Raw genomic sequence first — 26,236 nt, 5'->3', positions numbered from 1 at the left:
TCCGTGCCCGGGATCCCTTTATCGGCCCGCCTCGTGCACGGTGACCAGGTCGGGGTCCAGTTCGGTGAGGGCGGCCATGACGTCGCCCAGGGCGTCGGCGAGCACGACCGGCTCACCGGTGCCCTGTTCGCTCTCGCGCTGGCGGGGGAGGGGGTGTGGGGTCCGTCGGGGGTCGAGGGTGGTGGCCATGGGGATGTCGGGCGCGGCCCGCGGGGCGCCCTCCTCCTTACTCGTTCCTCGCGTGCTCCGCCGGGGGTGACCCCCGGTGACGGTTTCGGTGCCTGCCCTCTCAGGAATAGCACGCGGCGGTGACATTCGGTGGGTACGGAGTGTGCCTGTGGATGAACAACGGGGTGCGCAGTCGGCCGTGTGGAGCGCCCTCGGGGGGCGTTGTCGACTGTCACCGGGGTGCTGTCCGGATCCGCCGCGACCGCCCCGGCGGTACCGGTCGACCTTCTCCCCGGCTCCGCGGCGCTCGCGGACCCAGAGCGCTGTGATCCCCCGGCGTTCTGTCTGACCAGCGCTTTTCCGACCACCCGGGCCCTCGGTCCGGGTGGCCGGCGCGTGTCGAGGGAATACCTGTTTGGGGCCGACTGTTCGGGCATGGTAGCTTCACAGGAAATTACTTCTTAGGAAACAAACTCGGGGAGCGTGCCATGCAGTTCGGAATCTTCTCGGTCAGCGACGTGACGCCGGACCCCACCACCGGGCGCACGCCGACCGAGGGCGAGCGGATCAGGGCGATGGTGCGGATCGCCCTCAAGGCCGAGGAGGTGGGCCTGGACGTCTTCGCCACCGGCGAGCACCACAACCCGCCGTTCGTGGCCTCCTCGCCCACGACCATGCTCGGCTACGTGGCGGCTCGGACCGAGAAGCTGATCCTGTCCACCTCCACCACGCTCATCACCACGAACGACCCGGTCAAGATCGCCGAGGACTTCGCGATGCTGCAGCACCTGGCCGAGGGGCGGGTGGACCTGATGATGGGGCGCGGCAACACCGGGCCGGTCTACCCCTGGTTCGGGCAGGACATCCGCCAGGGCATCCCGCTGGCGCTGGAGAACTACAACCTCCTGCACCGCCTGTGGCGCGAGGACGTCGTCGACTGGGAGGGCAAGTTCCGCACCCCGCTGCAGGGTTTCACCTCCACCCCGCGTCCGCTGGACGGCGTTCCGCCGTTCGTCTGGCACGGCTCCATCCGCAGCCCGGAGATCGCCGAGCAGGCCGCCTACTACGGTGACGGCTTCTTCCACAACAACATCTTCTGGCCCGCGACCCACACCAAGAAGCTCATCTCGCTGTACCGCCGCCGCTTCGAGCACTACGGCCACGGCAAGGCCGACCAGGCGATCGTCGGACTCGGCGGCCAGGTGTTCATGCGTAAGAACTCCCAGGACGCGGTCAGGGAGTTCCGGCCCTACTTCGACAACGCCCCGGTCTACGGCGGCGGGCCCTCCCTGGAGGAGTTCACCCGGGAGACCCCGCTGACGGTCGGCAGCCCGCAGGAGGTCATCGACCGCACCCTGGGCTTCCGTGAGTCCTTCGGCGACTACCAGCGCCAGCTCTTCCTGATGGACCACGCGGGCCTGCCGCTCAAGACCGTCCTGGAGCAGCTGGACCTCCTCGGCGAGGAGGTCGTCCCGGTGCTGCGCAGGGAGTTCGCCGCCAAGAAGCCCGCGCACGTACCCGACGCGCCCACGCACACCTCGCTCCTGGCCGAGAAGGAGCGCGCGACCACGAACACGGAGGCCCAGTGATGACTCGCAAGCTCGTCACCGTCACGGCGGGGCTCAGCAACCCCTCCTCGACCCGCCTGCTCGCCGACCGGCTGACCGCCGCCGCGGAGGAGGCGCTGGCCGACCGCGGGGAGAAGGCCGAGGTCCGGGTCGTGGAGTTGCGCGAGCTGGCCCACGACATCATGAACGCCATGACCACCCGGGTGCCCACCGGTGAGCTGCCCGGGGTCCTGGAGGACGTGGCCGGGGCGGACGGGATCATCGCGGTGACCCCGGTCTTCAACGCCTCCTACAGCGGCCTGTTCAAGTCGTTCTTCGACGTGGTCGAGTCGGGCGTCCTGGACGGCAAGCCGGTCCTGGTGGCCGCCACCGGGGGCAGCCCGCGCCACTCGCTGGTGCTGGAGCACGCCCTGCGTCCGATGTTCTCCTACACCCGCTCGGTGGTGGTGCCCACGGGCGTCTACGCCGCCTCCGAGGACTGGGGCGTGGGCGAGGGCGGCGGGCGCGAGCTGTCCGAGCGCATCGCACGGGCGGCCCGCCAGTTGGCCCTGCTCGCCACCGAGAGCGCGCCGGCCGCGGCCGACCCCTACGAGGAGCCGACGCCCTTCGCGGACCTGATGTCCGGCCTGGGAACCTGACCGTCCGCTCCCGCCGGTCACCACCGGCGGGAGCGGGCAACGGGCGGGGGCGGTGGGCGACACGTTCCAGCGCTCTGGTAAGGGTTTCGCAGAGGTTTCTTCTCATCACCCATTGCAGTCGGTTTTCAATGGTGTTAACTTTCCGGAAAGCGTTGCATGGGAGCGCTCCCGAAACGGGGTTCCCGGCCACGCAGTCCGGACCGCACCACGACCGACAGGTGTAGGACCCGGCTCGGGAGAACGCGTCACCCGGCCGAGGGGCCACACCCCCGTCGCCCTCCCGGCCTCTCCGGGACCCGTGCGACGTTCCCCGCAGGCTCACGATCCTGGCACTCCCCCTACGCGAGGAAACACAGATGAGCAGACCCCCCTCCGACAACCCCCGAACCCTGTCGCGCCGCGTGCTCGCCACGGCCTCCACGCTGCTTCTGGGCGCCACCGCCGCACTCACCGCCTCCGCCCCGGCCGCAGCGGCCACCGGCTGTTCGGTCGACTACCAACTCAATGACTGGGGCTCCGGCTTCACCGCCGACGTCGAGATCACCAACCTCGGAGACACAGTCGACGGCTGGTCCCTGGACTGGACCTTCGACGGCGACCAGCAGATCAGCAACGCCTGGGGAGGGTCCCACAGCCAGTCCGGCCAGAGCGTCTCGGTCACCGACGCCGGACACAACGGCACGATCCCCCAGGACGGGACCGCCTCCTTCGGCTTCCAGGCCTCCTACTCCGGGGACAACGCCGTCCCGACGGACTTCAGCCTCAACGGCGTGCTCTGCGAGGGCAGCGTGGACCCGGGGCCCGACCCCGACCCGGACCCGGACCCGGATCCCGACCCGGACCCCACCCCCGGTGAGCGCGTCGACAACCCCTACGTGGGGGCCGACGTCTACGTGAACCCGATCTGGTCCGCCAACGCCGCCGCCGAGCCGGGCGGCGAGGCCGTGGCCGACGAGCCCACCGGTGTGTGGATGGACCAGATCAGTGCCATCGAGGGCAACAACAGCCCCACCACCGGGTCCATGGGACTGCGTGACCACCTCGACGAGGCGGTGGAGCAGGCCGCGGGTGAACCGCTGGTCTTCCAGCTGGTCATCTACAACCTGCCCGGCCGCGACTGCGCGGCCCTGGCCTCCAACGGTGAACTCGGGCCCGAGGAGATCGACCGCTACGAGGCGGAGTACATCGACCCGATCGCCGACATCCTCGCCGACTACGAGGACACCTCCCTGCGGGTGGTCACCACGGTCGAGATCGACTCCCTGCCCAACCTGGTCACCAACGTCTCCCCGCGCGATACCGCCACGCCTGAGTGCGACGAGATGCTCGCCAACGGCAACTACGTCAACGGCGTCGGCTACGCCCTGGGCCAGCTCGGCGCGATCGACAACGTCTACAACTACGTGGACGCCGGCCACCACGGCTGGATCGGCTGGGAGGACAACTTCGCGCCCTCCGCGGCCCTGTTCCACGAGGCCGCCAACGCCAACGGGGCCACCCCCGACGACGTGCACGGCTTCATCGCCAACACCGCCAACTACTCCGCCCTGAAGGAGGAGCACTTCGCGATCGGTGAGACCATCAACGGCACGCCGGTGCGCCAGTCCGACTGGGTGGACTGGAACAACTACCTCGACGAGCTCTCCTTCGCCCAGGGACTGCGCGAGGAGCTGGTCTCCCAGGGGTTCGACTCCGGCATCGGGATGCTGATCGACACCTCCCGCAACGGCTGGGGCGGCCCCGACCGGCCCACCAGCGCGGGCCCGACCACCGACGTCAACGCCTACGTGGACGGCGGCCGCATCGACCGCCGTATCCAGGCCGGGAACTGGTGCAACCAGTCCGGCGCCGGACTGGGCGAGCGTCCCACCACCGCCCCCGAGCCCGGGATCGACGCCTACGTGTGGATGAAGCCCCCGGGTGAGTCGGACGGCTCCAGCGAGGAGATCCCCAACGACGAGGGCAAGGGTTTCGACCGGATGTGCGACCCCACCTATGAGGGCAACCCGCGCAACGGCAACAACATGAGCGGCGCCCTGCCCGACGCGCCGGTCGCCGGCCACTGGTTCTCCGAGCAGTTCCAGGAGCTGCTGGCCAACGCCTACCCGCCCGTGCAGTAACCGTTCCGCGACAGCAACCCCGACAACCGGGCGCCCGCCCCTCCCCATCCCGGGGCGGGCGCCCACCCCGGGGACACCGCGCACGTTCCCCGGCACACAACGTCTGGCCCGGTACGGCGGCATCGCCGCCCCGAGCCCCTCCACAGACCCCCGCCCCGTCTCGTGCGCCCGCACGGTGGCACCGCCACGCGCACCCCCGCGCCCCGGGCACCGGCAGCGCCGAGGAGGGTCCCCCCGCAGGAGGACAACGTGATCACCCCCCGCTCCGACCGGCGCACGGGCCGACGCCCGCGTCCCGGCCCCCTCTTCTTCACCGTCGCCCTGGTCGCGGCGCTGCTCCCGGCCGTCCCCGCCCAGGCCCAGAGCCCCTGTTCGGTCGACTACAACGTCACCAACGACTGGGGTTCGGGTTTCACCGCCGAGGTCACGCTCACCAACGAGGCGGCCGACCTGCCCCAGTGGTCCCTGGGCTGGGAGTTCGCCTCCGGCCAGCAGGTCACGAACGCCTGGAACGCCGAGGTCGTCCAGGACGCCGGTTCCGTCACCGCGAGCGGTCCCGACTGGTCTCCGGGACTGGCCGAGGGCGCGAGCGCCACCTTCGGTTTCCAGGCCGGCCACGACGGTGACAACCCCGTCCCCGACAGCTTCACCCTCAACGGTGTGAACTGCGACGACGAGGAGGACCCGCCCCCTCCGGAGCACGCACTGCTCGTCGAACCCGCCACGCTCACCCTGGACCCGGCGGGGGAGGCGAGCTTCGAGGTCGCCCTGTCCGCCGAACCGGACAGCGGGGTGCAGGTCGCCGTCGAACGCACCCAGGGCAGCGACAGCCTGTCCGTGGACTCCCCACAGCCCCTCTCCTTCGACGAGACCGACTGGGACACGGCCCAGGAGGTCACCATCGCCTCCTCGGGCGCCTCCTCCGACGAACCCGCCCGGGCCGAGTTCACCGTCTCGGCACAGGGCTACGAGCCGGTGGTCGTCACCGCCAGGGAACGCACCGAGGCGACCAGCGACTACGAGCAGCGTTTCCTCGACCAGTACGACAGGATCAAGGACCCCGACAGCGGCTACTTCCGTGACTTCGACGGACTCCTGGTGCCCTACCACGCCGTGGAGACCCTGATCGTCGAGGCCCCCGACCACGGCCACGCCACCACCTCCGAGGCCTACAGCTACTACCTGTGGCTGGAGGCCACCTACGGCCGGATCACCCAGGACTGGGCCCCCTTCAACGCGGCCTGGGAGTCCATGGAGGCCTTCGCCGTCCCGGGGACCGCCGACCAGCCCACGAACGCCTCCTACGACCCCGCCGCACCGGCCACCTACATCGCCGAGTCGCTGGAGCCCAGCGACTACCCGATGCCGCTGCGACCCGAGGTCCAGGCCGGCGAGGACCCCCTCGCCGACGAGCTCAGCGGTACCTACGGCACCGACGAGGTCTACGGCATGCACTGGCTGCTGGACGTGGACAACACCTACGGCTTCGGCTTCTGCGGTGACGGCACCGACGACGCCCCGTCCTACTTCAACACCTTCCAGCGCGGATCCAACGAGTCGGTCTGGGAGACCGTCCCGCACCCCTCCTGCGAGACCTTCGAGCACGGCGGGGACAACGGCTACCTCGACCTGTTCACCGACGACGAGACCTACTCCGAGCAGTGGCGCTACACCAACGCGCCCGACGCCGACGCCCGGGCGGTCCAGGTCGCCTACCTCGCCCACGAGTGGGCCTCGGAGCAGGGCAACGAGGCCGACATCGCCGACAGCGTCGCCAAGGCGTCCATGATGGGCGACTATCTGCGCTACGCCATGTTCGACAAGTACTTCAAGGAGGTCGGCGACTGCGTCGGGGCCCAGACCTGCCCGCCCGGAACGGGCAAGGACTCCGCCCACTACCTGCTCTCCTGGTACTACTCCTGGGGCGGCGCCCTGGAGAGCGCCGAGTACCCCTGGGCCTGGCGCATCGGCGGTTCCTCCGCGCACCAGGGCTACCAGAACGTGATGGCCGCCTACGCCCTCTCGGAGGTCGAGGCGCTGCGGCCGCAGTCAGCCACCGGAGCCGACGACTGGGGCGTGAGCCTGGACCGCCAGCTGGAGTTCCTCCAGTGGCTGCAGTCCTCCGACGGCGGCATCGCCGGAGGCGCGACCAACAGCTGGGAGGGCGTCTACGGCGAGCCGCCCGCGGACACCCCGACCTTCTACGGCATGTACTACGACGAGAAGCCGGTCTGGCACGACCCGCCGTCCAACCAGTGGTTCGGCTTCCAGGTCTGGGACATCGAGAGGGTCGCCGAGTACCACCGCCTCACCGGCGACGAACGGGCCGGGGACATCCTCGACTCCTGGGTGCCCTGGGCGATCGCCAACACCACGGTCGGTACCGGTGGGGACTTCGCCATCCCCGCTGACATGGAGTGGACCGGCGCGCCCGACACCTGGACCGGTACGTCCACGGGCAACCCGGGCCTGAGCGTCGAGGTGGTCTCGCACAACCAGGACGTCGGTATCGCGGCTGGCCTGGCCAAGACCCTGATGCACTACTCCGCAGCCACCGGGGACGAGGACGCCCTGGAGACCGCCGAGTCCCTGTTGGACGCGCTCCTGGAGCACGAGGGAGAACTCGGCGTGGCCGTCCCGGAGGTCAGGGCGGACTACGAGCGGTTCGACGACACCTACGACCCGGCCACCGGAGAGGGCACCTACGTGCCCCAGGACTGGACCGGCACGATGCCCAACGGCGACGTCATCGACTCCGACTCCACCTTCACCTCCGTCCGCTCCTTCTACCGGGACGACCCGAACTGGGGACAGGTGGAGGACTACCTGAACGGAGGGCCGGCCCCCGAGTTCACCTACCACCGCTTCTGGGCCCAGGTCGACGTGGCCACGGCCCTGGCCACGCACGGTGAGCTCTTCGGACCTTAGCGGGCAGTCGCCGTGCACGGGGCCGGGCGCACGCCACCGCCCGGCCCCGCACCACCAGCTCATCCGAGGAGGAGACCATGCCGAGAACCCCCGGACGGGTGCGGGCCGCACTCGCCTCACTGACCGCCGCCGTCCTCCTGACGGCCGGAACCGCCACCGCCGCGCAGGCACAGCAGGCCCCGCTCCGCGACCTGGCCGACCAACAGGGACTGCGGATGGGCGCCGCGGTCGCCGCCCACCGATTGGACGAGGCCGACTACCGCCGGACCGCGGCCGCGGAGTTCAACTCCGTGACCCACGAGAACGCCCTCAAATGGGAGAGCGTCCAGCCCCAACGGGGCCAGTACTCCTGGTCCGGCGCCGACCGGCTCGTGGAGTTCGCCCAACAGAACGACCAGCGGATCCACGGCCACACCCTGGTGTGGCACAGCCAGCTCCCCTCCTGGGTGGAGAACGGCGACTTCACCCCGGCCGAGCTGACCCGGGTCATGGAGGACCACATCGGCACCACCATGGGCCGCTACCGGGGGCAGATCGGGACCTGGGACGTGGTCAACGAGCCCATCGGCGACGACGCGCAGTTCAGGGACTCGGTGTTCCACCGCACCCTGGGCGAGGACTTCGTCGCCGAGTCCCTGCACATGGCCCGGGCGGCGGACCCCGACGCCACGCTGTTCATCAACGACTACAACATCGACGGGATCAACGCCAAGAGCGACGCCTACTACGAACTGGCCCAGGACCTGCTGGCACGGGGAGCGCCGCTCGACGGCATCGGCTTCCAGGGCCACCTGGTCTCCGGACAGGTCCCCTCGGACATCCAGCGCAACATCCAGCGCTTCGCCGACCTCGGCCTGGAGGTGATGATCACCGAACTCGACATCCGAATGCAGCTGCCCGTCACCCAGCAGAAGCTGGAACAGCAGGCCAGGGACTACACCCGGGTCGTGAACGCCTGCCTCGACGTCTCCGGCTGCTCCGGTGTGACGGTGTGGGGCGTCACCGACGCCTACTCCTGGGTTCCGGACCACTTCGACGGACAGGGCGCGGCACTGCCCATCGACGAGGACTACGCCCCCAAACCCGCCTACTGGTCGATCCACGAGGCCCTGGGCGGCGACGGCCAGGATCCGGGCGACCCCGGCGAGCCGGGAACCGGCACCTGTGAGGTCTCCTACGACATCAGTTCCCGGTGGGACCAGGGAGCGGTGGTGCAGGTGAGCGTGTACAACGGCTCGGACTCCGCGATCCGGGACTGGTCCCTGGCCTGGGAACAGCCCGCCGGTGAGCAGATCACCTCCTCCTGGAACGCCCTGGTCGAACAGACCGGTACCGCCGTCACGGCCGGTCCTGCCGGGTGGAACCGCACCCTCGCCCCCGGGGGCCAGGTCTCCTTCGGTTTCCAGACCACCCACACGGGAGGGCCGGCGGTCCCCGACGGTTTCTCCCTGAGCGGGCACAGCTGCACCACACGATGATCCGTCATGGCCCCGTGCCCTCGGGCACGGGGCGCCCCTCCGGAACGGAGCCCCCATGAGACAACGCCTGACGATCGCCTCGGCGGCCGTCCTCGCCCTGATCGCCGCTCTGCTCGTCCACGTCCTGCCCGCCCACGCCGACACCGGGTTCCGCGTCAGCGAGGGACGCCTCGTCGACGCCGCGGGCAACGATTTCGTGGTGCGCGGGGTCAGCCACCCCCACTCCTGGTACACCCAGGAGACCGATTCCTTCGCCGACATCAAGTCGCTGGGCGCCAACACGGTCCGCGTCGTTCTCAGCAGCGGTGACCGCTGGGAGGAGAACGGACCCTCGGACGTGGCCAACGTGGTCTCGCTGTGCAAGGCCAATCGTCTGATCTGCATGCTGGAGGTCCACGACACCACCGGCTACGGCGAGGAGTCCGAGGCCGCCACCCTGGACCAGGCCGTCGACTACTGGCTGCGGACCCAGAGCGTGCTCGAGGGCGAGGAGGACCACGTCCTCGTCAACATCGGTAACGAGCCCTACGGCAACGACGCCACCGCCAACCAGAACTGGGCCGACGACACCTCCGAGGCCATCCAGCGCCTCCGGTCGGCCGGATTCGACCACACCCTGGTCGTGGACGCCCCCAACTGGGGGCAGGACTGGGCGCACACCATGCGTGAGGGCGCCCAGGGCGTCTTCGACTCCGACCCGCACGCCAACACCGTCTTCTCCATCCACATGTACGGCGTCTACGAACAGGAGTCGGTGGTCGTCGACTACCTGGAGCACTTCACCGACAGCGGACTGCCCCTCCTGGTCGGGGAGTTCGGCTTCGACCACAGCGACGGCAACCCCGACGAGGACGCCATCATGCACCACACCGAACGGCTCGGCCTGGGCTACATAGGCTGGTCCTGGAGCGGTAACAGTGAGGGCGTCGACTACCTGGACATGGTCGAGGACTTCGACGTGGACTCCCTGACCCCCTGGGGCGAGCGGATCTTCCACGGGCCGGACGGGATCGCCGAGACCTCGGTCGAAGCGCCCGTCTACGGCGGCGGGGGGCCCACCGACCCGCCCACCCCGGACCCCACGGACGAGCCCACCGAGCCGCCCGCCGACTCCGACTGCGAGGCGGTCTACAGCGTCGTCGGCCAGTGGGAGGGCGGCTTCCAGGCCGAGGTCACCGTCACCGCGCTGACCGACCTCACCGGCTGGAACACCACCTGGACCCACACCGGCGGCGCGAGCGTGAGCAGTGCCTGGAACGCCTCGGTCACCCAGGACGGGCCCCTGGTCCAGGCCGCCAACGTCGCCTACAACGGCACACTCGCCGAGGGGGAGTCCACCTCCTTCGGTTTCACCGGTAACCGCACCGGCACCGTCACGGTGCCCGACGTACAGTGCGCCGCGGCGTCCTGACCGCGCGTACGCGACAGTCCCCGGCCACACATCCAGTGCGGCCGGGTCCCCCCGACAAGCAACGAAGGAGTGACCTATGCGGTCACGTCACACCATCGCCGTGCCTCTGGCGCTCGGCAGCCTGGCCATCGGCTACGCCGTCGTCGCCGCCCCCCAACCCGCCGAGGCCCACGGGGCCTTCACCTACCCCGCCTCACGCACCTACGCCTGCTTCCAGGACGCTACCGGGGGCAGCTCCGGCGGTGCCCTCCAACCGGTCAACGACGCCTGCGCGGACGCTCTCGAGGAGGGTGGGAACTACGCCTTCTGGAACTGGTTCGGCAACCTGATCAGCGACTCCGCGGGCCGGCACCGGGAGTTCGTCGCCGACGGTGAGCTGTGCGGGCCGACCGAGCAGTTCAGCGCCTTCAACGCGGCCCGTACCGACTGGCCGTCCACCCAGCTGCAGCCGAACACGACGGTGGAGTTCCACCACAACGCCTGGGCGCCCCACCCGGGGACCTTCTTCACCTACGTCACGGACGACGGCTGGGACCCGAACTCACCGTTGACCTGGGACGACCTGGAACTGATCGACGAGGCCGTCGACCCCCCGCTGCGCAGCGGGGGAGAGGCGGGCGCCGAGTACTACTGGGACGTGGACCTGCCCGACCGGGAGGGGCGCCACATCGTCTACTCGGTCTGGGAGCGCTCTGACAGCCCGGAGGCCTTCTACAACTGCTCCGACGTCGTCTTCGGCGACGACCCGGGGCCCGGGCCGGACCCGGACCCCACCGACCCGCCGGACCCGGACCCCACGGACCCGCCCGACCCCGACCCGACGGACCCGCCGGACCCCGACCCCACGGACCCGCCCGAGGGGGAGTACTGCACGGCCGAGTACGCGGTCACCAACGAGTGGGCCGACGGCTTCCAGGCCGAGGTCGAGGTCACCGCGGGCGAGGACGGGGTGTCCGGGTGGATGGTGGACTGGGTGTTCGCCAACAACCAGGAGATCACCAACATCTGGAACGCCTCGGCGGTGAACCACGGAGCGCACTTCGAGGTGTCCAACGCGGCCCACAACGGCACCCTCGAGGCCGGTGACTCCGCCTCCTTCGGGTTCACCGCCACCTTCGAGGGGGCCAACATCCCGCCCGAGGTGGAGTGCCAGGAGTCCTGATCCCGCTCCGGCCCCGTAGCGGCCGGTCCGGTCCCGGGCCCCTCCTCCCGGGGCCGGACCGGCCCTTTCCTAACGGTGTTAGTTACGATGGTCCGATGGACTCCGCGCGCATCTACGAGAACTGCCAGAGCCGCCTGCTGGACCTGGCCGCCACCCTGGACGGGACCCAGCTCGGCACCGTCGTCCCCGCCTGCCCGGACTGGACCGTCCAGCAGGTCTACGCCCACCTCGCCGGGCTCAGCGCCGACGTGGTCTCGGGGCAGGTCACACCCCCGGCCGGTGACGAGGTCACCGGGCGACAGGTCGCCGACCGCGCCCACCTGGGCATCGGGGAGATCTCCGCCCAATGGCGCGAGAGCGTCCCGGCCCTGCTGGAGATCATGGCCACCGAGAGCCGGCGGCGTTATTCTCTGCCCGCGCTGGACGTCTGGCACCACGAGAACGACATCCGCGGCGCCCTGGGTCTGGGCGCCCAGACCCAGGACGCGGACCAGCTCGCGGACTTCCCGCTGGGCGGCCTGGCCAAGGGCTGGCCCGCCGAACTGCCCTCCGTGCGCGTGGTGGCCACCGACACCGGCCAGGAGTGGAACCTCGGGGAGGGCGCCGCGCTCACCCTGAGCGGCACCGCCCACGAGTTGGCCAGAGCGGTGACGGGCCGGCGCAGCCTCGCCCAGATCCTGGCCCTGGACTGGACCGGCGGCGACCCCGCCCCGGTGGCCCCGTTCCTGCCCACCCTGCCCGCGGCCGGGTCCGACCTGGAGGTGTGACCTCCCCGGGGTGCCCCGCAGGGGCGATCAGGGTGTGTAGGGGAGGCGGTCGATCACCCGCACCTCTCCCAGGGTCGACCACTCGTTACGGCCCAGCCGGGCCAGCGGGCGCAGCAGGGTGACCTCCGGGTGGCCGTCCACCAGCACGCTCTCGTCCACGGCCACGTTCAGCACCCGCCCGAAGACCACGGTGGAGTCGCCCAGGCGCAGCGTCGAGTGCAGTGCGCACTCCACCGCCACCGGGGAGGCGGCCACCCGGGGAGGGCGCACGGCCGTGCTCGCCTCCCGCTCGATCCCGAGTGCGTCGAACTCGCTCACGTGCTCGGGATAGGGGGTTCCACTGGCGTTGACCTGGTCCTGGAGCGACTCGGGCGCCAGGTTGACCACGAACTCGCCGGTCGCCTCGGCGTTGCGCAGGGAGTCCTTGCGTCCCACCGAGGTGAACTGCACGATCGGCGGTTCGGTGCAGGAGACCGTGAAGAAGGAGTGCGGCGCCAGGTTGTCCACGCCGGTCTCGGAGGTGGTGGAGACCCACGCGATCGGGCGCGGGACCACCACCGACGTCATCAGCTTGTAGAAGGCCCGTCCGGGCAGGTCGGCGGGGCTCTGTTCGTTGCGCATCGGCACGATTATCCCGTGTTCCGGGGGCGGGCGCGGGCATACTCGACGGATGGAACTGGTCACAGCCGACGACGTCCGGGCCGCTGCCGCCCGGATCCGGGGCCACGTGCTGCGCACACCCCTGACGGCCGGCCCGGAGGGGGCGGGTTTCCTCCTCAAACCGGAGAGCCTCCAGCCCACCGGGGCCTTCAAACTGCGCGGCGCCACCAACGCCGTGTCCCTGCTCGACCCGGTTCGAAGCGGGTGCGGGGTGGTCACCCACTCCTCGGGCAACCACGGCCTCGCTCTGGCCTGCGCCGCGGCTCGGCAGGGGGTGGCCTGCACGGTCGTGGTGCCGGAGGGGGCTCCCCGGGTCAAGGTCGAGCGGATCCGGGGGTACGGCGCGCGGGTGGTGACCGTGCCGCCCGCCGAACGCCTCGCCGCCGTGGAGGAGTTCGTGGACCGTGAGCACCTGGCCCCGGTCCCGCCGTTCGACGATCCACGGGTGATCGCCGGCCAGGGCACCGTGGGGTCGGAGATCCTGGAACAGTCGCCCGAGGTCACCACCATCGTGGTCCCGGTCGGTGGGGGAGGGCTCGCCTCGGGGGTGGCCACCGCCGCCCGGGCGGCGCACCCCCGGCGGGTCCGGGTGGTAGGGGTGGAACCGGAGCTGGCGGCCGACGCCGCCGAGAGCCTCCAGGCGGGGCGGCTGGTCACCTGGGAGCCGGAGCGCACCTACCGGACCATGGCTGACGGGGTGCGCACCTGCCTGTCCGAACGCACCTTCGCGCACCTGGCGGAACGCCTGGACGGGATCGTCACTGTCACCGAGGACGAGATCGCCCGGGCGGTGGCCGCGCTCGCGCACGGCGCCCGGCTGGTCGCCGAACCCAGCGGGGCGGTGGCCGCGGCGGCGGTGCTGTCCGGCCGGGTGGACGTCGCCCCGGAACGCCCCGGGGCGACGGTCGCGGTGCTCTCCGGCGGCAACGTCGATCCGGACCTGTTCGCCCGGCTGGTCGCCACCGCCTGAACCCGGCCAGTGGCCGGGCGCGCCCGGGCCGGACCCCGCCCGGTCAGGCGGCGCGCCAGCGGAAGCGCGAATCCTCGGCGGTGGTCGTGCACTGCATGAGCGTCCCCTTGTTCGTGTGGCCGTACTGCCAGTGCTGGGAGCAGAAGGCCCCAGGGTGCACACCCTGCACGGGGCCGGGGTCCGGAGCCGGTTCGGGAGCGGGTTCCGGCTCGGGGGCGGGCTCCGGTACGGGCTCGGGTTCCGGCTCGGGCTCCGGTTCGGGCGCTGGCTCCGGTGCCGGACTGGGGTCGCCGATCTCCTCGGGGCAGTCCTGCTCTGCGGAGACCACGAACAGCTTCACCTTGAGGGTGTCGGAGAACGGTGCCGATTTCTCGCCCCTCTCCGGAGCCTGGCCGCACACGGAGTCCCCGGAGGCGTCCGCCGGCTTCGGGGCCTCCACGTCCCCGAAAGCGCTCTCGACCACGACGGTCAGGCCAGCGCCTTCGGCCCACTCGCGAGCGTCGCCGACGGACCCGTCGGTGAACTTCGGCAGCTCCGGCCACTCCTCGGTGGCGTCCTCGTCCTCGGGGCAGTCCACTCCCTCCGGCACCACGGTCAGGTCGGCCAGGTCCTCTGTCACGTCCTGGCCGCACACGACCATCGCTGAACGGGTCCACTCCGCTTCCGCGCCGGTCGCGGCGAGCACCAGCTCGCCGAGGTCCACACCCACCTCGTCCAGCCGGTCTTCGGCGTCCGGTAGGTCCAGCCCCACCAGTTCGAGCACCGGCTCTGCCGAGGGAGATTCGGCCACGGACACCGACACGGGTTCCTCTGACGGCGGGGGTGGCAGGACCATGCCGAGGATGATCAGCCCGACGAACCCGAGGAAGGACAGGGTCGCGCATCCACCGCAGCCCAGGCCGATTCTGGCCGGCGGGGACAGCTTCTTCCGTGCGGGGCTCGGGGCGGGTCCGGGCACGGGTGGGGGAAAGGTCATCGGACTCCGTCTCGATTGCTGGGGTGGGTGGAGCGGGCACCGGTCACCACGCCGCGCGGTGCGACTGCCCCGACCTTAGTGAAACCGGTCGATCGGAACAGTCCGGATCACTGGATTCGGTCAGCTCAAACACGCAGGGTGAGGTCTGGTCGCGCGGTCGACAACTCCCCGTGCGCGAGTGGGAGCGGGCCGACCCCGTGGGAGGACTTCCGCGTTCGGGAGAAGATCACCTACTCGATCACTTCACGCCCTACGAGGGCGAAGTCCGCGGTTCGTTCCTGGTCCCTTGTGGGCGGACGGCTTTCGCCATAAGTTAGTGAGTACACACTCACTAACGGAGGTTGTCATGCCCCTGGCGGACCGTCACCCCCGGGCCTTCGACGCCCTGGTCGCCACCGTGGTCCTGCTCGTCGAACTCTTCGCGACCTACGGCGCCCTGACCGGACCACCCCTCGACCCCGTCGACGGATGGGCCACCACCAGACAGATCGACCCGCTGTCCTTCGCCCTGGTGATCGTGGGCTGCGGGGCCCTGTACTGGCGGCGCCGGCTGCCGGCCACCACCCTGGCGGTGGCGACCCTCGCCTACGCCGCCTTCCTGCTGCGCGACCACGAACTCGGCATGTTCCTGGCACCCATGGTCGCCCTGTACACCGCCTCCGCCCTCGCCCTGCCCAGAATGATCCCCACCCTGGCCACCGCGGTCGGGCTGGGTGCTTCCCTGTGGTGGGTGCACACCCGCACCGCGAGCCTCACCGACCCCGGCGTCGCTATGCTGGCCTGGATCGCCTTCGGTGCCGTCATCGCGCTCTTCCTCGTGGGCTCCTATGTCGCGGGAGAACTGGTGCGGTGCCACCGAGAGCTCAACGAACACGAGGAGCGCCATGGCAACCGAGCCCGGGAGACGACGCCGCTCCACACCTGAGCGAACCCGCGAACACCTCCTGGACAGCGCTGCCGAGGTTCTGCGCGAGCTCGGGATGGCCAGGGCCACCACCAAGGAGATCGCCCGCGCCGCCGGTTACTCCGAGGCGACCCTCTACAAGCACTTCACCGACAAGTCGGACCTGCTCCTGGCGGTGATGCGGCACCGTTTCCCTCCGTTCGTCGAGGTACTCGCGGAACTCCCCGGCCGGGTCGGTCGGGAGGACGTACGCGGCACCCTGCTCGACCTCGTGCCCCGGGCCGTGGCCTTCTACCGCCACGGGGCGCCCATGCTCGGTTCGCTGTTCGCCGACCCCGGGCTGCTCGCACGCCACCGCGAGGGAATGGCCGGACACGGAGCCGGTCCCCTCAACGTCAACCGCGCTCTCGCCGACTACCTGGACGGCGAACGCGCCCTGGGACGCCTCCCCGCGGGCATGGACCCCGGGGCCGCCGCCTCCCTGCTGGTCGGCGCCTGCTTCCAGCGTGGTTTCCTCGAGGCCTTTCTCGGTCACGACGACGACTTCCCGCCCATCGAGCTGCACGCCGCGGAACTGGTCGACACTCTTCTCGGGGCCTGACCGGTCCCGGGGCTGATCGACCGGGCACCGGGGACGCCGGGGGTCCGCGGGCCGCGGAAACCGTGCGAAGGTCAGCCCCGGTCCTGCTCGTCCGCTGTCTGCTCGGGGTCGGAGATGTCCGCTTCGGGCGGTGCCCCGACGATCAGGCCGAAGACCGCGTGGTCCACCAGCAGGGCCAGCCTCTCCTGCGGCCGCGGCCTGTTCGCGTGGGCCAGGTCGAGGGCCGGGGCCAGGGCCAGTTCGAACAGGCCCCAGGAGAGCACCCCGTACACGGGTCCCGTCAGCCTCGACCTGCGGATGCGCGCCGGTACCAGGCCGAACGCCGCACCCGCGGCCGCACCGTAACCCCAGTGCGCCAGTTCGACGAAGGCGGTGCGGCGGTGGGCGGGCACCTCGCGGAGCAGGGCGGGGACCCCCTCGCTCAGGATGGCGTCGGGCGGTGTGCGCTCGATCATCCCCAGGCCCACGGCGACCTGACGCATCCCGGTCATGGCCATCGCGGCCACGCCACCCCTGGCCGCCCCCCTCAACCAGGGTCGACGTCGCATCCGCTCCGTTGCGCTCCTCATCGTCCCCCGCAATCAGTGGTTGCCTCGTATCCATCCCCACCCCTAGCCGACGCGGTCGCCGTTTACACGTGCCCGGCCCGGCCGGTGTCCGGCCCGCGGATGTTTGTACGGGTGCCGGCCCGGTCAGGGCGAACCACGACGGCCCACCGATGTGGGAGCCACCCGACGGGAGGGTTTCGAGGATGAACGAGGAAACACCGGACGCCAAGAACCGGCAGCTGGAGAACGACCGCACCGACTCCGAGGGGCCCCTGACCACCGAGACCGGTGTCAGGGTCGAGGACACCGACAACTCCCTGAGCGTGGGCGAGCGCGGGCCGACCCTGCTGGAGGACTTCCACGTCCGGGAGAAGATCACCCACTTCGACCACGAGCGCATCCCCGAGCGGGTCGTGCACGCCCGGGGGGCGGGCGCCTACGGTCACTTCACGCCCTACGAGGGCCTGTCCGACCTGACCGCCGCGCACTTCCTCAGCAGCCCCGAGGTCACCACCCCGGTCTTCGTCCGGTTCTCCACCGTGGCCGGATCGCGCGGGTCGGCGGACACGGTGCGCGACGTGCGGGGTTTCGCGGTCAAGTTCTACACCGAACAGGGCAACTACGACCTGGTCGGCAACAACATGCCGGTCTTCTTCATCCAGGACGGCGTCAAGTTCCCGGACTTCGTGCACGCGGTCAAACCCGAACCGCACAACGAGATCCCGCAGGCCCAGTCGGCCCACGACACCCTCTGGGACTTCGTGGGCCTGCAGCCGGAGGCCACCCACATGATGATGTGGCTGATGTCGGACCGGGCGATCCCGCGCAGCTACCGCACCATGCAGGGCTTCGGGGTGCACACCTTCCGGTTCGTCAACGACCGGGGACACGGCACCTTCGTCAAGTTCCACTGGAAGCCGCTGCTGGGCACGCACTCGCTGGTGTGGGACGAGGCCCAACGCATCCAGGGCAAGGACCCCGACTACAACCGGCGGGACCTGTGGGAGGCCATCGAACGCGGCCAGTACCCCGAGTGGGAGCTGGGTGTGCAGCTGGTTCCGGAGGAGAACGAGCACGACTTCGACTTCGACCTGCTGGACCCCACCAAGATCATTCCCGAGGAGCAGGTCCCGGTCCGCCCCGTCGGCAGGATGGTCCTGGACCGCAACCCGGACAACTTCTTCGCCGAGACCGAGCAGGTCGCCTTCCACACGGCCAACGTGGTCCCGGGGATCGACTTCACCAACGACCCCCTGCTCCAGGCCCGCAACTTCTCCTACCTGGACACGCAGCTGTTGCGTCTGGGCGGTTCCAACTTCCAGCAGATCCCGGTCAACCGGCCGGTGGCCGAGGTGAGCAACAACCAGCGTGACGGCTTCTCCCAGCACCGTGTGCACCGGGGGCAGACCTCCTACTACCCCAACTCTCTGGGGGGAGGCTGCCCGGCCCTGGCCGACGAGGGGGTGTACCGGCACTACACGGAGAAGGTCGAGGGCGCCAAGGTCCGCAAACGGGCGGAGAGCTTCAGGGACCACTACTCCCAGGCGAGGCTGTTCTACAACAGCCTCGCCGACTGGGAGCGGGACCACCTGGTGGCCGCGTTCCGGTTCGAGCTGGGCAAGTGCGAGGAACTCGCGGTGCGCGAGCGCGAGGTGGCCAACCTGGTCAACGTCGACCACGGCCTCGCCGTCGCCGTCGCCGAGGGGGTGGGGGTGGAGCCCCCGGAGGACCCCGGCACGGCCGGCCACGGCGATTCCTCACCCGCGCTCAGCCAGGCCAACACGGCCTTCGGTGACCTGACCGGCCGCCAGGTCGCCGTGCTCGTCGACCACGGGGTGGACGGCACCGCCGCCGAGGCACTGCGCGACGCCCTCGTGGGTCGGGGCGCCGTGGTGGAGATGCTCGCCCCGCTGGACGGTTCGGTGCGCACCCGTGAGGGCGGGGACCTGCCCGTGGACCGCTCCTACACCACGGTCTCCTCGGTGCTCTACGACGCGGTCGCGGTTCCCGGCGGCCCCGATTCGGTCGCCTCGCTCGCCGGGGACGGGGAGGCGCGCCACTTCGTCCTGGAGGCCTACAAGCACCATAAGCCGATCGCCGCGGTCGGCCAGGGGACGTCCCTGCTCTCGGGCGGGGGGCTGCCCGAGAGGCTGTCCGAGTCACCGCTGGAGACGGAGAGCATCGAAGGGGTGGTGCGGTCCCCGGGCGCGGACTCGGACCTGACCGAGGAGTTCGCGCGGCTCATCGGACTGCACCGGCACTGGGAACGGCCCACCGACGCCGTCTCCGCCTGACCCGTCGCCGGGACCGGCGCTGAGCCGGCGCCGGGCGCGGACGCGGGTGGAAGGACGCCTTCCACCCGCGACCGTCACCAGGTCCCGTCCGGCACGGACGTTCCCCGGAACCGGACTCAGGTGTCGGACGGTCCGGAGTCGGGTTTCAGCGGGTCGTGGCCGACACGCATCAGCTTCCTGCGCCAGTCGTCGTCCTGGCGGCGGGGCTGTGCCAGCTCGTCCTGCACGAACCGGGTGACCCGCTCCATCAGCTCGACGTCGGAGGACGTCACGTCCGTTCGGCGCTTGTCCAGGAGCTGGACGACGTGCTCCCCCTCGGCGCTGACATCACCACCGGCGGGAAACGCCTCCTCCCCCGAAGCATCGGTGAGAAGCCAGCGACGCAGCTCCTCACCGGTCATGTTGACCGAGGCGTGGAACTCCTCCCAGAGGCGATCGGCCTCCGGATCACTCACCGCCATCGCGGCGCCCCCTCTCAGGTCGTGGACGCCGGGACGGGCCCGAGGACGGGCGGCCCCGGCGCCGCGGAGCCGACGGTGACGGTGTGCCCTCGCACACCCGTGCACCGCCCTGTCGGGGGAACGGCTACCCCGAGTACCGCGCGTTCATACGTCCGGCCCCGGGGCGGCCGGGCTCGGGGCGACGGCGGGACGGATGAGGTTTTACCGCGACGGAGGCGGGTTAGGGCGGCCCATGAGGACGACGAACACGGAGGAGGCAGTGACCATGGGCGACCTCGCGCAGGCGCTCGGGGAGCGCTCCGCGCCGGCGGACGTGAGCGCGGCGGAGCCCAACCACTGACAGACCATTCCGGAAAGAGGAGGGGCCCCGCCCGGTCTGGGGGGATCCGGGCGGGGCGCCCCTCCGTCGAGCGGCTATGTGACCAGGGGGAACCATGCGCGCCGTGCTGTGGAACGGTACACGAGACGTTCGGACCGAGACCGTCCCCGACCCCGGCATCGAACAGCCCGGTGACGCCCTCATCCGAGTGACCAGTTCCGGCCTGTGCGGTTCCGACCTGCACCTGTACGAGGTCCTCGGGCCGTTCATGACCCCCGGCGACGTCCTCGGGCACGAACCACTCGGCGTGGTCGAGGAGGTGGGCTCGGACGTCGTATCGCTGACCCCCGGCCAGCGGGTGGCCGTCCCCTTCCAGATCTCCTGCGGCCACTGTCCGATGTGTGAGACGGGGCTCCAGACCCAGTGTGACAACACCCGGGTCGAGGAACAGGGGATGGGCGCGAGCATCTACGGTTACAGCTCGCTCTACGGTTCGGTGCCGGGCGCCCAGGCCGAGTACCTACGGGTGCCGCGCGCCGAGAACAACGCCGTCCCCGTCCCCGACCAGGGTCCCGACGACCGTTACCTGTTCCTGTCCGACGTGCTGCCGACGGCCTGGCAGGCCGTGAGGTACGCGGACGTCCCTCGCGGGGGTTCCGTGGCCGTTCTGGGCCTGGGGCCGATCGGGGAGATGTGCTGCCGGGTGGCCCAACACCTGGGGGCGGGGCGCGTGTTCGGCGCGGACCCGGTGCGTGAACGGCGCATCCGCGCCGCCGCCCGGGGGATCGAGGTGTTCGACCCCGCCGAGGACACCGACGAGTTCGTCCGGGAGGTCCGCGACCGTACCGGTGGACGGGGACCGGATGCCGTGATCGACGCCGTGGGCATGGAGGCCCAGGGGCACGGATCGGCCTGGCTCGCCCAGCGCGCGGCCGCCCTGATGCCCCGGGGAGCGGCGGCCAAACTCATGGAGACCACGGGGGTGGACCGCCTGGCCGCGTTCCGGACCGCGATCGACCTGGTGCGTCGCGGCGGAACCGTCTCCCTGATCGGTGTCTACGGCGGTATGGCCGATCCGCTGCCCATGCTCACACTCTTCGACAAACAGATCCAGCTGAGGATGGGGCAGGCCAACGTCCGCCACTGGGTGCCCGAGATCCTCCCGCTCCTGGACGAGGAGGACGTCCTGGGAGTGGAGGACTTCGCAACCGACCACCTGTCCCTGGAGGACGCGCCCGACGCCTACCGGCGCTTCCAGCACAAGGAGGACGGGACCTTCAAGGTGGTCTTCAAACCCTGAACCGACCGGTGTGCGGGACGGAGCCGTACGGCCGCGGAAAGGAGCGGACATGGTGCAGAACGTCGCAGACCACCTGTTGCGTCGACTGTCGCAGTGGGGGGTCACCGAGATCTTCGGTTATCCGGGGGACAGCGTCAACGGGCTGGTCGCGCAGATGGCCGAGGTCGATGACGGGCCGCGGTTCGTGCAGAGCCGCCACGAGGAGATGTCCGCGTTCGAGGCGGTGGGATACGCCAAGTTCGGCGGCGGTCTTGGGGTGTGCATGGCCACCGGCGGGCCGGGTGCGGTCCACCTGCTCAACGGCCTGTACGACGCCAAACTCGACCACGTGCCGGTCCTGGCGCTGGTCGGCCAGGCCAGCCGTAGCGCGATGGGCGGCGCCTACCAGCAGGAGATCGACCTGCACAGCCTGTTCAAGGACGTGTCCTCGGCCTTCCTGGAGACGGTCAACGTCCCCGAACAACTGCCCAACGTCCTGGACCGGGCCGTGCGCACAGCCCTGTCCGAACGGGCTCCGACCACGGTGATCATCCCCGCCGACGTCCAGGAACTCGACTACTCACCGCCCCAGCATGCCTTCAAGCACGTGCCGTCCAGCGCGCCCGACCGCGTGGTCGGCGGTGGCACGGTGCTGCCGCCCGAGTCCGAATTGGACCGTGCCGCCGAGGTGATCGACGCGGGCGAACGAGTGGCCGTCCTGGTCGGCCAGGGCGCCCGGGGCGCGGCCGAGGAGGTACTGGAGCTGGCCGACGCGACCGGCGCCGGAATCGCCAAGGCACTCCTGGGCAAGGACGTGCTGCCCGACGCCCTGCCCCAGGTCACCGGGTCCATCGGCCTGCTGGGAACCAAGCCCTCCTGGGAGCTGATGCGCGACTGCGACACCCTGCTCATCGTGGGCTCCAACCTGCCCTACTCCCAGTTCCTGCCGCCCTTCGGCAGACGCGCCGTGGAGATCGACATCGACCCCCGCTACATCGGCATGCGTTACCCCACCGAGGTCAACCTGGTGGGTGACGCCGCGAGTACGCTGCGCGCGCTCAGCGAACGGTTGAACCCGTCCGCCGAGCGGAGCAAGGGACGTCGGGAGTGGCGGGCCACGGTCGAGGAGAACGTACGGCGCTGGTGGTCGGTCCTGGACGCCCAGGCCGAAGTGGGCGCCGACCCGGTCAACCCGATGCTGGTGATCCGTGAGCTCTCCCCGCGTCTGCCCGATGACGCCGTGGTCACCGCCGACTCCGGTTCGGTCACCAACTGGTACGCGCGCTTCCTGCGCCTGGGGGAGGGGAACAGGGCCTCCCTCTCGGGCACCCTCGCCACCATGGGGTGCGCGGTCCCCTACGCGGTCGGTGCCAAGTTCGCGGTCCCGGACCGGCCGGCGGTCGCCCTCGTCGGGGACGGGGCGATGCAGATGAACGGGCTGATGGAGATGCTCACGGCGCGCCGTTACCAGGACCTGTGGCAGGACCCGCGCCTGGTGGTGTGCGTTCTGCACAACAACGACCTCAACCAGGTCACCTGGGAGTTGCGCGCCATGACGGGATCGCCCAAGACGCCTTACTCCCAGGACCTGCCGGACATGTCCTACGCCGACTTCGCCGAGGCGATCGGGCTCACCGGCATCCGGGTGGACCGCCCGCAGGACGTGGGACCGGCCTGGGACCGGGCCCTGGCGGCGCGGGGTCCCGTGGTGCTGGACGTGCGCTGTGACGGTGACGTTCCGCCGATCCCGCCGCAGGCCGAACGGGAGCAGGTCACCGACACGCTCAGGGCGCTCCTGTCGGACGACCCCGACCGGGTGGGGGTGGCGGCTCGCGGGCTGGCCACCAAGATCCAGGAGTTTCTGCCGCACCGTCGGTAGCCGCGGCCGGCCGTCCCTCCGAGGCGGGCGGTGTGGTCCCGGGTGCCACCGGGCATGCCTGGGACGTGTCCGAGCCCGAGACCACGCCCGACGGCCGTTACCTCCTGATCCGGGGGCGGCGGTGGCGCGCCAGTGATCCCTTGCTGCCGGAGCGGGTGCGTGAGCGCCTGGTCCGGCACCTGATGTCCGCCCGCCGTGCCGTCGCGGCGGCACGGCGGGCGGGGGACCCCGAGTCCGAGCGCGGGGCGAGGCAGCGGGTCGGGTGGGCCAAACAGGGCCTTGGTGAAAGAGGTGTGCCCTGGTGGGAGATGTCCGGCGACGAGCGGCGTCGCCGTTGGGAGCAGGCCCTGCACCGGCTCGACGACCGGTGACGGCTGCCCGGACGGGCTCGTCGGGGCGACGTTGCCGGGCACCGACGGCCGGCGCGGCCCGGGAAGCCTCCTCCCCGGGCCGTGCGAGGGCCGGACGGGTTCAGGACAGTTCGGCCTTGCCGAACATCACGGCGTAGCCGGACGGCAGGTGGCTCAGGAGCTGGTTCAGCTCGCCCCCGGAGACCGCTTCGGCCACGGTCGTCAGGACCGCTCCCGTGTCCTGTTCGGCCGTCAGTGCGCGCCCGCCGAGCAGCGCCGCCACGCGGTTGTGGAACTCCTCGACCCCGAAGGACTCGGCCTCCGGCTGTTTCGCCTCCCGGAATCCCTCCCGCAGCGGTTCCGGCAGCTGTGCGGCCAGCTTCTCCGCGGTCGGGCCCGGCAGCCGGGTCGCCAGGACCGAGAGGACCGCCGACGTCACCTGTTCGGCCTCCTGCTGGTCCCGGTACTCCCCGAGCTCGCGCACCTCGGCCAGGAACTCGTCGTAGCGCATCGCACACCTCGCCTCTCGTCGAAGTTCGAGCTCCTTGTTCGGTACCGGTCACCCTGCCCGGCCACGGAAGGTCCGAATCACCGGATCGGGCGGGGCCGACCGGGGCGGGAGCGGTGGACCGGCGGTCGTGCCCCGGTCGGGGGCGAGTCCCCTTCGGTCGGCACGCGGACCCCGGGGCCTCCCGAGAAAGCAGACAATGGTGACGTGTGAATATTGTGGTGTTTTTTGTGGAAAATGGGCTGTCGTGTAAGAACGGGGCAAGTCTGTTTCGAAGAAGGCGCCCGCCGAGGCCGATGCGCTTCCCGGGTGAAAGCTTTCGGGCTTGCTAGGTTGGCTGATCGGGTGGGAGGATCTGCCACGATTCCCCGTCGAGTACGCGTGCCCTGTCGTTCCGGGGTCGGCGTCGAAGCCAAAATCATCGTAACGGTCGTTTTCGCGCGGGTCGCCCGGGGGCGGAGGGGCGAGGGGTCTCCTTCTCTCGTTCGTGTTTCGCTTCATCCGAAGGATTCCGTTCCGGGCTTTCCTGTGCATGATCCTGATAAGGAACTGTATGTCGGTTGAGACGAGTGTGCGGACCTCGGAACCGGAGGAGGTGAGGGGCAAGGGTTCGATCATTGTGAGTTGGTTGTCCTCGACCGACCACAAGGTCATCGGGTACATGTACCTGATCACCTCCTTCGCCTTCTTCCTCCTGGGCGGCGTGCTGGCGCTCATGATGCGTCTGGAGCTGTTCTCGCCGGGCACGCAGATCATGAACAACGAGCAGTTCAACCAGATGTTCACGATGCACGGCACGATCATGCTGCTGCTGTTCGCGACCCCGCTGTTCGTCGGGTTCTCGAACGTGATCATGCCGCTGCAGATCGGTTCCCCGGACGTGGCCTTCCCCAGGATGAACCTGTTCAGCTACTACCTGTTCCTGTTCGGCGGCCTCATCGCCGTCGGCGGGTTCCTGACCCCGGGCGGCGCGGCCAGCTTCGGCTGGTTCGCCTACAACCCGCTGTCCGACGCGGTCCGCTCGCCGGGCCTGGGCGGCGACCTGTGGATCCTGGGCCTGCTCGTGTCCGGTCTGGGCACCATCCTGGGCGCGGTCAACTTCATCACCACCGGCCTGTGCATGCGCGCGCCCGGTATGACGATGTTCCGGATGCCGATCTTCGTCTGGAACACCCTGCTCACCAGTGTTCTGGTGCTCATCGCGTTCCCGGTGTTGACCGCGGCCCTGATCGCCCTGGGCGCCGATCGCATGGTGGGCACCCAGATCTTCAACGCCGAACACGGCGGCGCCATCCTCTGGCAGCACCTGTTCTGGTTCTTCGGGCACCCGGAGGTCTACATCATCGCGCTGCCGTTCTTCGGTATCGTCACCGAGATCCTCCCGGTGTTCAGCCGCAAGCCGATCTTCGGCTACAAGAGCCTGGTGGCGGCCACCATCGCCATCACCGGCCTGTCCGTGACCGTGTGGGCCCACCACATGTTCCCGACCGGCGCCGTGCTGCTGCCGTTCTTCTCCTTCATGTCCTTTCTCATCGCGGTTCCCACCGGTGTGAAGTTCTTCAACTGGGTCGGGACGATGTGGCGCGGTCAGCTCACCTTCGAGACGCCGATGCTCTTCAGTATCGGATTTCTGGCGACGTTTCTCTTCGGTGGTCTGACCGGTGTGCTGCTGGCCTCTCCGCCCATCGACTTCCACGTCACCGACTCCTACTTCGTGGTGGCGCACTTCCACTACGTGGTCTTCGGCACCGTGGTGTTCGCGATGTTCGCGGGCTTCTACTTCTGGTGGCCCAAGTTCACCGGCAGGATGCTCAACGAGAAGCTGGGCAAGTTCCAGTTCTGGCTGCTGTTCCTGGGCTTCCACGGCACCTTCCTGGTGCAGCACTGGCTGGGTGCGATGGGCTTCCCGCGCCGTTACGCGGACTACCTGCCCGGTGACGGGTTCACCGAGCTGAACCAGATCTCCTCGGTGTCCTCGTTCGTGCTCGCGGCCTCCACGCTCATCTTCTTCTGGAACATCTTCATCACCGCGAAGAGGGCGCCGCTGGTCACCGTGGACGACCCGTGGGGGCACGGCTGCTCCCTGGAGTGGGCGACCTCCTGCCCGCCGCCGCGGCACAACTTCACGTCGCTGCCGCGGATCCGGTCCGAGCGTCCGGCCTTCGACCTCAACCACCCGTACGCGGGGACCCCGTTCCGGACCGATCCGGAACGCAACTGAGCGGGCCAGGGACGAGACGTTGCGCA

At 70.2% G+C, this 26,236-nt stretch carries 22 protein-coding genes; 16 read left to right on the top strand and 6 right to left on the bottom strand.

The genetic code is table 11. From position 1 onward, the window contains the following. Nucleotides 1-18: 18 nt before the first annotated feature. Complete coding sequence (locus ACUKCB_RS09015; RefSeq protein ID WP_473040067.1) at nucleotides 19-189, bottom strand: hypothetical protein; 171 nt, start codon at nucleotides 187-189, stop codon at nucleotides 19-21. 467 nt (nucleotides 190-656) lie between these two features. Between ACUKCB_RS09015 and ACUKCB_RS09010 the strand changes: the two genes are divergently transcribed. The 8 genes from ACUKCB_RS09010 to ACUKCB_RS08975 all read left to right on the top strand — a co-directional run bounded on the left by ACUKCB_RS09010 (nucleotide 657) and on the right by ACUKCB_RS08975 (nucleotide 12,240). Next, nucleotides 657-1,757 carry an LLM class flavin-dependent oxidoreductase gene (locus ACUKCB_RS09010; RefSeq protein WP_473040066.1) on the top strand — a complete coding sequence of 367 codons (1,101 nt, stop codon included), beginning with the start codon at nucleotides 657-659 and terminating at the stop codon, nucleotides 1,755-1,757. Beyond that, nucleotides 1,757-2,374, top strand: coding sequence for an FMN reductase (locus ACUKCB_RS09005; RefSeq protein ID WP_191270588.1), 618 nt, complete (start codon nucleotides 1,757-1,759; stop codon nucleotides 2,372-2,374). The genes ACUKCB_RS09010 and ACUKCB_RS09005 overlap by 1 nt, the downstream gene beginning before the upstream one ends. Nucleotides 2,375-2,730: 356 nt before the next feature. Continuing rightward, the gene (locus ACUKCB_RS09000; protein ID WP_473040065.1) at nucleotides 2,731-4,494 is read left to right on the top strand and encodes a glycoside hydrolase family 6 protein; all 1,764 of its coding nucleotides are present in this window, start codon (nucleotides 2,731-2,733) and stop codon (nucleotides 4,492-4,494) included. Between the two features lie 249 nt (nucleotides 4,495-4,743). Continuing rightward, a complete protein-coding gene (locus tag ACUKCB_RS08995) occupies nucleotides 4,744-7,422 on the top strand; it encodes a glycoside hydrolase family 48 protein (RefSeq protein WP_473040064.1) in 2,679 nt (892 codons plus the stop codon). Between the two features lie 77 nt (nucleotides 7,423-7,499). Continuing rightward, nucleotides 7,500-8,900, top strand: coding sequence for an endo-1,4-beta-xylanase (locus ACUKCB_RS08990; RefSeq protein ID WP_473040063.1), 1,401 nt, complete (start codon nucleotides 7,500-7,502; stop codon nucleotides 8,898-8,900). Between the two features lie 55 nt (nucleotides 8,901-8,955). Further along, nucleotides 8,956-10,311 carry a cellulase family glycosylhydrolase gene (locus tag ACUKCB_RS08985; RefSeq protein WP_473040062.1) on the top strand — a complete coding sequence of 452 codons (1,356 nt, stop codon included), beginning with the start codon at nucleotides 8,956-8,958 and terminating at the stop codon, nucleotides 10,309-10,311. A 76-nt stretch (nucleotides 10,312-10,387) separates the two neighbouring features. Beyond that, on the top strand, nucleotides 10,388-11,473 hold the full coding sequence (locus ACUKCB_RS08980) for a lytic polysaccharide monooxygenase (protein ID WP_473040061.1): 1,086 nt from the start codon (nucleotides 10,388-10,390) through the stop codon (nucleotides 11,471-11,473). A gap of 95 nt (nucleotides 11,474-11,568) precedes the next feature. Further along, a complete protein-coding gene (locus tag ACUKCB_RS08975; protein WP_473040060.1) occupies nucleotides 11,569-12,240 on the top strand; it encodes a maleylpyruvate isomerase family mycothiol-dependent enzyme in 672 nt (223 codons plus the stop codon). A gap of 27 nt (nucleotides 12,241-12,267) precedes the next feature. On the opposite strand, the gene ACUKCB_RS08970 is transcribed toward ACUKCB_RS08975, so the two are convergent. Then, nucleotides 12,268-12,861, bottom strand: coding sequence for a flavin reductase family protein (locus ACUKCB_RS08970; RefSeq protein WP_473040059.1), 594 nt, complete (start codon nucleotides 12,859-12,861; stop codon nucleotides 12,268-12,270). 49 nt (nucleotides 12,862-12,910) lie between these two features. On the opposite strand from ACUKCB_RS08970, the gene ACUKCB_RS08965 reads away from it, so the two are divergent. Then, entirely contained in the window at nucleotides 12,911-13,870 is a 960-nt protein-coding gene (locus ACUKCB_RS08965; RefSeq protein WP_473040058.1) for a threonine ammonia-lyase, read from the top strand. 43 nt (nucleotides 13,871-13,913) lie between these two features. On the opposite strand, the gene ACUKCB_RS08960 is transcribed toward ACUKCB_RS08965, so the two are convergent. Then, on the bottom strand, nucleotides 13,914-14,846 hold the full coding sequence (locus ACUKCB_RS08960; protein ID WP_473040057.1) for a PASTA domain-containing protein: 933 nt from the start codon (nucleotides 14,844-14,846) through the stop codon (nucleotides 13,914-13,916). A 346-nt stretch (nucleotides 14,847-15,192) separates the two neighbouring features. On the opposite strand from ACUKCB_RS08960, the gene ACUKCB_RS08955 reads away from it, so the two are divergent. Together ACUKCB_RS08955 and ACUKCB_RS08950 are read left to right on the top strand one after the other, a co-directional pair. After that, complete coding sequence (locus ACUKCB_RS08955; RefSeq protein WP_473040056.1) at nucleotides 15,193-15,771, top strand: DUF7134 domain-containing protein; 579 nt, start codon at nucleotides 15,193-15,195, stop codon at nucleotides 15,769-15,771. Next, entirely contained in the window at nucleotides 15,731-16,351 is a 621-nt protein-coding gene (locus ACUKCB_RS08950; RefSeq protein WP_473040055.1) for a TetR/AcrR family transcriptional regulator, read from the top strand. The genes ACUKCB_RS08955 and ACUKCB_RS08950 overlap by 41 nt, the downstream gene beginning before the upstream one ends. A gap of 71 nt (nucleotides 16,352-16,422) precedes the next feature. Here the strand turns inward: ACUKCB_RS08950 and ACUKCB_RS08945 are convergent, their stop codons facing one another. Further along, entirely contained in the window at nucleotides 16,423-16,848 is a 426-nt protein-coding gene (locus tag ACUKCB_RS08945; protein WP_473040955.1) for a hypothetical protein, read from the bottom strand. Between the two features lie 254 nt (nucleotides 16,849-17,102). Between ACUKCB_RS08945 and ACUKCB_RS08940 the strand changes: the two genes are divergently transcribed. Then, the gene (locus ACUKCB_RS08940) at nucleotides 17,103-19,193 is read left to right on the top strand and encodes a catalase (RefSeq protein ID WP_473040054.1); all 2,091 of its coding nucleotides are present in this window, start codon (nucleotides 17,103-17,105) and stop codon (nucleotides 19,191-19,193) included. A 116-nt stretch (nucleotides 19,194-19,309) separates the two neighbouring features. Here ACUKCB_RS08940 and ACUKCB_RS08935 read toward each other — a convergent pair whose 3' ends face one another. Next, complete coding sequence (locus tag ACUKCB_RS08935; RefSeq protein ID WP_473040053.1) at nucleotides 19,310-19,654, bottom strand: DUF3140 domain-containing protein; 345 nt, start codon at nucleotides 19,652-19,654, stop codon at nucleotides 19,310-19,312. Nucleotides 19,655-20,088: 434 nt separating this feature from the next. On the opposite strand from ACUKCB_RS08935, the gene ACUKCB_RS08930 reads away from it, so the two are divergent. From ACUKCB_RS08930 to ACUKCB_RS08920, 3 genes are all read left to right on the top strand, one after another. Next, nucleotides 20,089-21,273, top strand: coding sequence for an alcohol dehydrogenase catalytic domain-containing protein (locus ACUKCB_RS08930; protein WP_473040052.1), 1,185 nt, complete (start codon nucleotides 20,089-20,091; stop codon nucleotides 21,271-21,273). 49 nt (nucleotides 21,274-21,322) lie between these two features. Continuing rightward, nucleotides 21,323-23,131, top strand: a complete 1,809-nt coding sequence (locus ACUKCB_RS08925) for a thiamine pyrophosphate-requiring protein (protein ID WP_473040051.1) — start codon at nucleotides 21,323-21,325, stop codon at nucleotides 23,129-23,131. A gap of 65 nt (nucleotides 23,132-23,196) precedes the next feature. After that, entirely contained in the window at nucleotides 23,197-23,502 is a 306-nt protein-coding gene (locus ACUKCB_RS08920) for a hypothetical protein (protein ID WP_473040954.1), read from the top strand. 100 nt (nucleotides 23,503-23,602) lie between these two features. On the opposite strand, the gene ACUKCB_RS08915 is transcribed toward ACUKCB_RS08920, so the two are convergent. Further along, a complete protein-coding gene (locus tag ACUKCB_RS08915; protein WP_473040050.1) occupies nucleotides 23,603-23,992 on the bottom strand; it encodes a DUF2267 domain-containing protein in 390 nt (129 codons plus the stop codon). Between the two features lie 550 nt (nucleotides 23,993-24,542). On the opposite strand from ACUKCB_RS08915, the gene ctaD reads away from it, so the two are divergent. Next, the gene (gene ctaD / locus ACUKCB_RS08910) at nucleotides 24,543-26,210 is read left to right on the top strand and encodes an aa3-type cytochrome oxidase subunit I (RefSeq protein WP_473040049.1); all 1,668 of its coding nucleotides are present in this window, start codon (nucleotides 24,543-24,545) and stop codon (nucleotides 26,208-26,210) included. Nucleotides 26,211-26,236: the final 26 nt, after the last annotated feature.

The sequence above is a fragment of the Nocardiopsis moroccensis genome (assembly GCF_055763695.1).
The sequence above is the reverse complement of the archived record's forward strand: the minus strand, read 5'-3'. Positions and strand labels throughout refer to the sequence as shown.

Bases quoted from the DNA above. Each gene is read 5' to 3' on its own strand.
- ACUKCB_RS09010 (WP_473040066.1), top strand. From the start codon at position 657: ATGCAGTTCGGAATCTTCTCGGTCAGCGACGTGACGCCGGACCCCACC.
- ACUKCB_RS08915 (WP_473040050.1), bottom strand. From the start codon at position 23,992: ATGCGCTACGACGAGTTCCTGGCCGAGGTGCGCGAGCTCGGGGAGTAC.
- ACUKCB_RS08960 (WP_473040057.1), bottom strand. From the start codon at position 14,846: ATGACCTTTCCCCCACCCGTGCCCGGACCCGCCCCGAGCCCCGCACGG.
- ACUKCB_RS09015 (WP_473040067.1), bottom strand. From the start codon at position 189: ATGGCCACCACCCTCGACCCCCGACGGACCCCACACCCCCTCCCCCGC.
- ACUKCB_RS08980 (WP_473040061.1), top strand. From the start codon at position 10,388: ATGCGGTCACGTCACACCATCGCCGTGCCTCTGGCGCTCGGCAGCCTG.
- ACUKCB_RS08935 (WP_473040053.1), bottom strand. From the start codon at position 19,654: ATGGCGGTGAGTGATCCGGAGGCCGATCGCCTCTGGGAGGAGTTCCAC.
- ACUKCB_RS08990 (WP_473040063.1), top strand. From the start codon at position 7,500: ATGCCGAGAACCCCCGGACGGGTGCGGGCCGCACTCGCCTCACTGACC.
- ACUKCB_RS08940 (WP_473040054.1), top strand. From the start codon at position 17,103: ATGAACGAGGAAACACCGGACGCCAAGAACCGGCAGCTGGAGAACGAC.
- ACUKCB_RS08970 (WP_473040059.1), bottom strand. From the start codon at position 12,861: ATGCGCAACGAACAGAGCCCCGCCGACCTGCCCGGACGGGCCTTCTAC.
- ACUKCB_RS08955 (WP_473040056.1), top strand. From the start codon at position 15,193: ATGCCCCTGGCGGACCGTCACCCCCGGGCCTTCGACGCCCTGGTCGCC.
- ctaD (WP_473040049.1), top strand. From the start codon at position 24,543: ATGTCGGTTGAGACGAGTGTGCGGACCTCGGAACCGGAGGAGGTGAGG.
- ACUKCB_RS08985 (WP_473040062.1), top strand. From the start codon at position 8,956: ATGAGACAACGCCTGACGATCGCCTCGGCGGCCGTCCTCGCCCTGATC.
- ACUKCB_RS09000 (WP_473040065.1), top strand. From the start codon at position 2,731: ATGAGCAGACCCCCCTCCGACAACCCCCGAACCCTGTCGCGCCGCGTG.
- ACUKCB_RS08975 (WP_473040060.1), top strand. From the start codon at position 11,569: ATGGACTCCGCGCGCATCTACGAGAACTGCCAGAGCCGCCTGCTGGAC.
- ACUKCB_RS08950 (WP_473040055.1), top strand. From the start codon at position 15,731: ATGGCAACCGAGCCCGGGAGACGACGCCGCTCCACACCTGAGCGAACC.
- ACUKCB_RS08945 (WP_473040955.1), bottom strand. From the start codon at position 16,848: ATGGCCATGACCGGGATGCGTCAGGTCGCCGTGGGCCTGGGGATGATC.
- ACUKCB_RS08965 (WP_473040058.1), top strand. From the start codon at position 12,911: ATGGAACTGGTCACAGCCGACGACGTCCGGGCCGCTGCCGCCCGGATC.
- ACUKCB_RS09005 (WP_191270588.1), top strand. From the start codon at position 1,757: ATGACTCGCAAGCTCGTCACCGTCACGGCGGGGCTCAGCAACCCCTCC.
- ACUKCB_RS08925 (WP_473040051.1), top strand. From the start codon at position 21,323: ATGGTGCAGAACGTCGCAGACCACCTGTTGCGTCGACTGTCGCAGTGG.
- ACUKCB_RS08930 (WP_473040052.1), top strand. From the start codon at position 20,089: ATGCGCGCCGTGCTGTGGAACGGTACACGAGACGTTCGGACCGAGACC.